At 36.2% G+C, this 7,473-nt stretch carries 6 protein-coding genes and 2 pseudogenes; 3 read left to right on the forward strand and 5 right to left on the reverse strand.

What is annotated here, in order from left to right; genetic code table 11:
• Window positions 1-264, reverse strand: a pseudogene (locus AO843_RS23495) (L-glutamate gamma-semialdehyde dehydrogenase); the annotation flags it as partial.
• A 145-nt stretch (window positions 265-409) separates the two neighbouring features.
• On the opposite strand from AO843_RS23495, the gene AO843_RS23500 reads away from it, so the two are divergent.
• Window positions 410-1,717, forward strand: coding sequence for an AAA-type ATPase lid domain-containing protein (locus AO843_RS23500; RefSeq protein ID WP_054613474.1), 1,308 nt, complete (start codon window positions 410-412; stop codon window positions 1,715-1,717).
• Window positions 1,718-1,761: 44 nt separating this feature from the next.
• Here AO843_RS23500 and yugI read toward each other — a convergent pair whose 3' ends face one another.
• From yugI to AO843_RS23515, 3 genes are all read right to left on the reverse strand, one after another.
• A complete protein-coding gene (gene yugI / locus AO843_RS23505; protein ID WP_054613475.1) occupies window positions 1,762-2,139 on the reverse strand; it encodes a S1 domain-containing post-transcriptional regulator GSP13 in 378 nt (125 codons plus the stop codon).
• An 84-nt stretch (window positions 2,140-2,223) separates the two neighbouring features.
• The gene (locus tag AO843_RS23510; protein ID WP_054613476.1) at window positions 2,224-3,861 is read right to left on the reverse strand and encodes a hypothetical protein; all 1,638 of its coding nucleotides are present in this window, start codon (window positions 3,859-3,861) and stop codon (window positions 2,224-2,226) included.
• On the reverse strand, window positions 3,854-4,402 hold the full coding sequence (locus AO843_RS23515; protein ID WP_054613477.1) for an RNA polymerase sigma factor: 549 nt from the start codon (window positions 4,400-4,402) through the stop codon (window positions 3,854-3,856). Before AO843_RS23515 ends, AO843_RS23510 begins: the two co-directional genes overlap by 8 nt.
• 223 nt (window positions 4,403-4,625) lie before the next feature.
• Here AO843_RS23515 and AO843_RS23520 point away from each other — a divergent pair.
• A pseudogene (locus AO843_RS23520) lies at window positions 4,626-5,765 on the forward strand (sodium-dependent transporter).
• 109 nt (window positions 5,766-5,874) lie between these two features.
• Here AO843_RS23520 and AO843_RS23525 read toward each other — a convergent pair.
• A complete protein-coding gene (locus AO843_RS23525) occupies window positions 5,875-6,135 on the reverse strand; it encodes a DUF1871 family protein (protein WP_008178143.1) in 261 nt (86 codons plus the stop codon).
• Between the two features lie 72 nt (window positions 6,136-6,207).
• On the opposite strand from AO843_RS23525, the gene AO843_RS23530 reads away from it, so the two are divergent.
• Window positions 6,208-7,380 (forward strand): MalY/PatB family protein, encoded by a 1,173-nt coding sequence (locus tag AO843_RS23530; protein WP_054613478.1) that lies wholly within the window; start codon window positions 6,208-6,210, stop codon window positions 7,378-7,380.
• Window positions 7,381-7,473: the final 93 nt, after the last annotated feature.

Here is a 7,473-nt window from a genome sequence, read left to right on the forward strand (position 1 = left end):
CCATGTTTTAAATGTTTCATCTGCTGCTTGCATAGCTTTTTCTGCTAAGTCTTTGCTTGCTTTTGACACACGGCCAATAACTTCTGTTTTCTTTGCAGGATTGTACGAAACGATTTTATCTTCAGTTGTAATGCGCTCGCCACCAATAATAAGTGGGTAGTCTTGACCTAAATAACCTTCAACTTTATTTAAAGCCTCTACATAAGCATTGTAGTTTGCCTCTTGTGAAAAATCTGTGAATGGTTCGTGTTTGTATGGAATCATACTTAATCCTCCCTTGTGAGATCTATTTGGGTATGCAAAAAACATTGACGCAAAATATTTTTGCGTATAAAATATTCTTACACTTATTATAATGCAAAATTTCGTTGCATATTTCAAGTAAAAAATTTTCGAGGTGCACATTTTTATGAAAAATTCTGAACCTTTACTACCTTTTTATGAGTTTATTGCAACAAATGTATCCGTTGGTATTCATGCAGTAGACCTATCTGGCAAGACGATTATTTACAATACAAAAATGAAAGAAATTGAAGGATTCCATTTTGATGAACTTGCGGATCGTTCCATTATTGAAATGTTTTCATTCCGTCAGCATGAAAGTACATTGATGCGAGTTTTACAAACAGGAAAAAAGGAAATTAACGTAAAACAGTCCTATTGGAATAAAAGTGGCCATGAAATTACAACAATTAATGATACTTTTCCACTTTTTGTTGAAGATAAACTCATTGGTGCAATAGAATTTGCGCGTGATATTACATCATTAGAAAAGCTTGTTTATCAACCCCTTCGTCGTTACGATGAACCCTTAACATTCGATATGATTAAAGCCGAATCTGAAGCAATGAAGCAGGTCATCGAAAACGCTAAGAAAGCAGCCGCTGTAAAATTACCTGTATTATTAATTGGAGAATCTGGCACTGGCAAGGATTTAGTAGCTGAAGGCATTCACCATGCAGCTTCCCCAGATCCTGAAGCTTTTATGACACTGGTTAGTCGACGTTCGGCTCAATCGGTGCTTGATAAATTGACTGCACTCTTAGAAGAAGATAAAGACTATACCTTTTTCTTTGAGCGCATTGATTTTTTGAGCTTAGCTATTCAAGAGCAACTATTAGATATACTACAATCTCTTCCGCAGTCCAAATATATGATGATTGGTAGTGTAGGAAGCGATCCTATTACTTTAATTGCCGAAAAGAAGCTGTCAAAATCACTTTACTATTTCTTTGCTACAATGGCTATTTCGGTTCCCAATTTAACTGATCGGAAAGAAGATATTCTCCCATTTGTGGATGATTATTTTAGCCGACATCGTGAACGATTTGCTTCACAAGTTACAGAACTTGCACCAGATGTACAGGAATTATTCTTACAATATGATTGGCCCGGCAATTTAAAGGAACTAGAGCTACTTTTGGATGAAATTGTTTCATTTATGACGATAGAGTCAACTGTAACCTCAGATTTATTGCCACTGCATTTCCGCTTCAAGGTACAGCAGCAAGACACCAACAATCGCGAACCAGAGTTCTTTATGTTTCATCAAAATCATGATGTCATGCCACTTGATGCTTATTTGCGTGAAGCCGAATCATATTATGTGCAAAATGTCTTAAATTTATATGAGGGCAATATAACAAAGGCAGCGAATGCACTTGGGATGAGTCGACAAAACCTACAATACCGAATCCGAAAAATAAAAAAGCAATAACATAAAAACGAGGATACCTTCATTCCGAAAGCATCCTCGTCTTTTTATTGCCCTGATTGTTCAATCCAGTCCTGTAATTTATCTTTTAAGGAATTAAAACCATTTGCATCCGATTCATCTACACGGTCCTGCAATGATTTTCGTGGTGGTGCATCTTTTTTTCTTACTGCTGTTGGGCGATCCTGTAGCGCTCTCATCGATAAACTAATTTTTTCGGCCTCTTCATCGATTTCAAGAATCTTAACTTCTACTTCTTGCCCAACAGCTAGGAATTCACTAACATCCTTCACAAAGCCGTATGTTATTTCCGAAATATGCACAAGGCCTTGCGTATTGTCATCTAGTGCAACAAATGCACCATATGGTTGAATACCTGTAACTTTTCCGGTCAACACGTCTCCTAATTCATATTTTTTTACCATAACCTTTGCCCACTTTCTTTTGGTTTGCTACGTATATATCGGTTAAATTATAACATACGTGTAAAATAGGGGCAAAAAATCTCCTTACTCAGAAATGGCTGTAATGATGCAACGTTTTTCACCATTTCCTGTAGTCACTGTACCTAATTGGAAGGTTAAATGCTGACCAATCAGGTGAATTGATTCTGGCTTAACACCAGCTTTAATGGTTGTTTGAGAAGCATCTGTTGCATAAAGAATTGTAAAATGTTCCATACCCTCAAATTGAACCATTTTACTCAAATCTACTTCTTGAGACAATAACCGTTTAGCTGTTTCTTGATCACCTTTTCCGTGTGCATATAAGAATAGGCTCACAACATTCATTGGGTTTAATGAATCTAGGATGGTATCATCTTTACTTGACGTATATGCATTGTATAAACCTTCCGTTTGGATAATCCAGCGGGTATCAATTTGTAAACCTGTTGAACCATCATATATTTCTATATAAACTTCATTACTTAAATATGAAAGCTCTATCCCAATATCCTGTCTTGTTAGTTTGTCTATGGTTTTGGATGTTCCTTCTCTCTTAAATTCTTCGAGGATGAATTGTGCGGTCAAACGCATCGATTCCCCATACTTCCCATTTGCCGTATCATTTAATAGCTTTATATGCTCGGGTGAGTATCTAATTTTATCATCAATACCTTTTAATAATACAAGCCATCCATTTTCAAACTCTTTCTTTAAATTGCGTAATTGGAGATCGAGGTATGAATTTGATAGATCATTGACTAATGTTCTTTCGTATAATTTTAAAATACGAGCAGATTCTTCTGCAGAAAAACGTAAATCCTCACCATTGAATAAAGAGCCCGTAGCCAAATATTTAAAATAGCCTAATACATCAGGATGAAGACGGTCAATAGATACTGGTGCATCTTTCATAAAAATTGGATTTGTTCTAAAACTATAGTTTTGCCCATCATAAGACAACTCGAAATATTGTTTTTTGGCCGTTGCAATTAATTGATTTAGTTCTTTAGGATAATCTTTCTTTTTTTGTGACAGTACCTTATTGTATTGGGAAAGTTCATTTGTATAATATTGCAAAACTTCTTTCATTGGGTGGTAATATATGCTAAAGAAATATCTAGACTCGCCAAATGACATCGGGTTTTCGTACGTTTCAATTCGCTCAATCAGTTCTCGAGGTGTATGCAAACTGTCTAGTATCTCTTGCTCTAACTGTGTTAAATATTTAGGATCATAAGCCAATTTATTTAGTACTATTTTTTTATTTTTAGCTTTATCATTGTATTTATATTCAGCAGATTCAACAAACGAGAGTTTTTTAAAGTATTCCTCAGGTATGTTTAGTTCAATACGTGTTTTTTCACGTTTCTCTTGATACTTTTTTTGTAAACTAGATAACCAATCTTCATAGGTACTTTCAATCTTTTCTTCATCTGACTGAACGAATGCTGAAGGAGGGAACATGTAAGACGAAATTAAAATACCTACCAAAAGCACACTGGCAATGCTAGCGATCCATACAGCCGATTTTTGCCATTTTGCAGAAGGCTTTCGAACCATATTGATGCTTTCTAAAGATTCCCTTGTTTCATCTTCGACTTCAATTTGCTGAAGAACTCGTTGTGGATCCAGCTGTGATTCCATTCTCTCATAGGATTTTTTTAATAGCACCATATGTTTATCAAATTGCTTATCATCCATTTTCAACACTCCCTTCTTGTATTAATGATGCCTTCAGCTGTTCTTTCGCACGTAATAAACGCACCTTGACCGTTGATAATGAAATATTTAATACCTCTGCAATTTCTTCGTATTTTAATTCGTGGAAGTAAAATAGGATGAGCGGGTGCCGGTATTTTTCATCAAGGACTTGAATGGCACTATGTAAAAGTCTATCCTCTTCAAACAAGAGAACATCGTCTTCTGCAGAGGGAAAAATAGTTTGCTGTTGCTTATTAAGCCTGCCCTCTTTTTCCTTTTGTCGTTGTTCTTTGCGATAATAATCACGTGTTGCATTCAATGTAATTTTATAGAGCCACGTCGTAAATCGATCTTGCTTAAATTGATGTAAAAAACGATATAGCTTAACAAATACCTCCTGTGAAACATCTGCTAAATCATTGCTATGTACACCACACTGAAAAGCAAACTTTTCAACTGTTTGTTGATGAATTCGAATAAGTTCGATATAGGCGTCTTTGTCTCCTTGCTGTGCCTTTGCTATTAACTCAGCCTCCTCCAAAACGATCCCCTCCTTTTGTTTATGGAACGATAGAACCTTCCTAATTGTTACATAATTTAGTTGTTATTTACTCAAAAAAGGAAGGACCTTACTAAAGTGTTACCACTCTATATTAAAATTGGTCCCTCAAGTAGAAATATCACCAATCAATATTCAGATATTTGCTTGTGTTATGAAAATATTGGGGTAAAATAAAACTTTAGTATAAGGAGGCTTTATTTTCGTGTCATCGAGAGATCAATTTACATCTAAAATTGGGTTTATTTTAGATGCTGCCGGAAGTGCTATAGGGCTAGGAGCCATTTAGAAATTCCTCTATATGGCAGGTACGAATGGTGGGAGTGTCTTTATTTTATTATTTGTTTTATGTACATTCTTTATCGGCTTACCTGTGCTCATTGCAGAGTTTATGATTGGTCGTCGTGGACAAAAAGATGCTGTCACTTCCTTTAAAGAACAAGCGCCAGGAAAGCCATGGGATTTGATTGGCTGGGGTGGGATGGTCATTGCAGGCCTTATTCTATCTTTCTATAGTGTTGTAGGATTACCTTTAAGCTAACGAATGCTGGTTCTGACATCAACTATGCAGATTTCATTGTATTAGTCATTCGATCTTTAACGTTGGATGGAGCAATGGAAGGCGTTAAATTGATGTTTGTACCTGATTGGTCTTACTTGAATGCTGAAACATTTTTGATGGCATTAGGACAAGCATTTTTCTCACTAAGTGTCGGTATAGCTGTCATGATTACTTATGCTTCCTATCTATCGAAAACAGAGAAGATTGGTAATTCGGCAATCAAGGTTGCATCCATGAACATAATTATCTCTTTACTTGCTGGCCTTGTTATTTTTCCTGCAGTGTTTGCACTTGGCTATACGCCTGATCAAGAGCCTAGCCTCGTATTCATTATTTTGCCAGCTGTATTCGAGCAATTACCTCTTGGTGGTCTATTCTTAACCATCTTCTTTACCCTGTTACTATTTGCGACAGTTACATCTTCCATTTCAATGTTAGTAATCGTCGTGGCAATTGCTATCGGAGATAAACCAGAAAAACGTAAAAAAATTGCATGGATTGGTGGTATCATTATCTTTATCGTTGGTATTCCTAGTGCGCTGTCATTTGGTATACTATCAGATGTAAAAATTTTAGATCGATCTATTTTTGATTTTGTTGATTTTATGACTAACAATATCGGAAATGCCTATAGGAGCTCTTCTGATTTCTATTTTTGCAGGTTATTATTATACAAAAAATATTTCACGTAAAGAGCTAGCCGCATCCAGTTGGATGTTTACAATATGGTATATGTTCATTCGCTATGTGGCCCCAATTTCTATACTTACTATTTTCATTTAGGGGATCCTACCATTATTTTAAATAAGAATATAGAACCTCAAACATCATGATGCAAAAAAGAGGTTGTCGCATGACAACCCCTTTTTTTATAGGAAATATGCAAAATATTTTAAATAATACATTTTGCTTCAAATTTAATAGCAATCAGTTTGTAAGAGATGGCTACACAATCTTCAAAAGGAATCCATTGCTCAAACGAATGCTCATATGTTTCTTGAATTACTTTTGCAAGCGTCGATGGATCATCGATTCCTTGCAATGCTGCTACAACATCTGCTGTTTCTGTATCGTAATGGTCTGGACCTAAGTGGAATGGATCCCACTCCTCTAGCAGATGGACAGCTGCTTGATTCATTTTTACATTTTCCAAAATACTCACCTATTATCCTTTGATCATAATCGTATGATACCATAGTAAATAAAAAAGAAAAGAGTGATTTGCTTGTCTATTTTTGATCAAACTATCAAACGTCGTTGTACAAACTCCGTAAAATGGGACGCAATGAAAATGGTTTATGGACTTAACGATGCGTCCGATATCTTGCCAATGTGGGTAGCTGATATGGATTTTGCTGCTCCAACAGCCGTTTCAAAAGCATTGCAGGAACATGCTGAACGCACTATTTTTGGTTATAGCTTTATTAGCGAGGAAGCGATACAGTCAATCGTGGACTGGCAAAATACTCGCCATGACTGGCACATTGACAAGGATTCCATCCTATTTTGTAATGGTGTTGTCGCTGCCTTAGCAAATAGCATTGTGGCATTAACTAATCCCGGAGATAAAGTCCTTATATCAGCACCAGTTTATCCACCATTCTTTAACATCCCAAAAAGCAATGGTCGTGAAGTGATAAGCTGCCCACTAGTTGAAAAAGATGGTGCATTTATCTTTGATTTTGAAACCTTTGAACAGGCATTAGCTCAAAATGTGAAAGCCTACATATTATGTAATCCTCACAATCCTGGGGGCTTTGTATGGGATGAAGCTACATTAAAGGAAATTGTACGACTCTGTGCTAAATACGATGTCCTCATTATTTCAGATGAAATTCACGCTGATTTAATGATAAATGGGGAGAAACATATTCCTATAGCCAAAGTAGCAGGCGATGAAATCAATCGTATTATAACGTGTATGGCTCCTACTAAAACATTTAACTTAGCAGGTATTCAGGTTTCCTATATGATTGTGCCAGATAAGAAAAAACGTCTACAGCTAGAGGCTGTAAATATGGCGAGTGGACAAGGCTCATTAAATACATTTGCCTCTGTAGCATTGCATGCTGCGTATACAGAAGGCTCTCGTTGGTTAGATGAATTACTTGCTTATATTTCAGCAAATATGGATTATGTAAAAGCAGAGTTAGAGCAGATCCCTGGCATTCGCATCATTAAACCACAATCCACTTATTTAATTTGGATGGATTACAGAGAGCTAAAGCTTGAAGAAAAAGACATCATGAACCGTCTATTAGAAATTGGTAAACTGGCATTAGAACCAGGGACAAAATACGGAGAAGAAGGACGAGGCTTCCTACGTATGAATGTAGCTTGTTCATTTGAGACTGTCCGAGACGGCGTAGAACGCTTTAAAAAAGCTTTTGAACAATAAAAAAACAAAAGAAGGAATCTCAACTATTTGAACTGACCCCTTCGGGTTAGACAAAACAAAAAAGCATCTTCAATTGAATTTAGGGTAATGTAT

The organism is Lysinibacillus sp. ZYM-1, assembly GCF_001308875.1.
Classification (GTDB): Bacteria; Bacillota; Bacilli; order Bacillales_A; family Planococcaceae; genus Lysinibacillus.

Bases quoted from the DNA above. Each gene is read 5' to 3' on its own strand.
- AO843_RS23510 (WP_054613476.1), bottom strand. From the start codon at position 3,861: ATGGATGATAAGCAATTTGATAAACATATGGTGCTATTAAAAAAATCC.
- AO843_RS23500 (WP_054613474.1), top strand. From the start codon at position 410: ATGAAAAATTCTGAACCTTTACTACCTTTTTATGAGTTTATTGCAACA.
- yugI (WP_054613475.1), bottom strand. From the start codon at position 2,139: ATGGTAAAAAAATATGAATTAGGAGACGTGTTGACCGGAAAAGTTACA.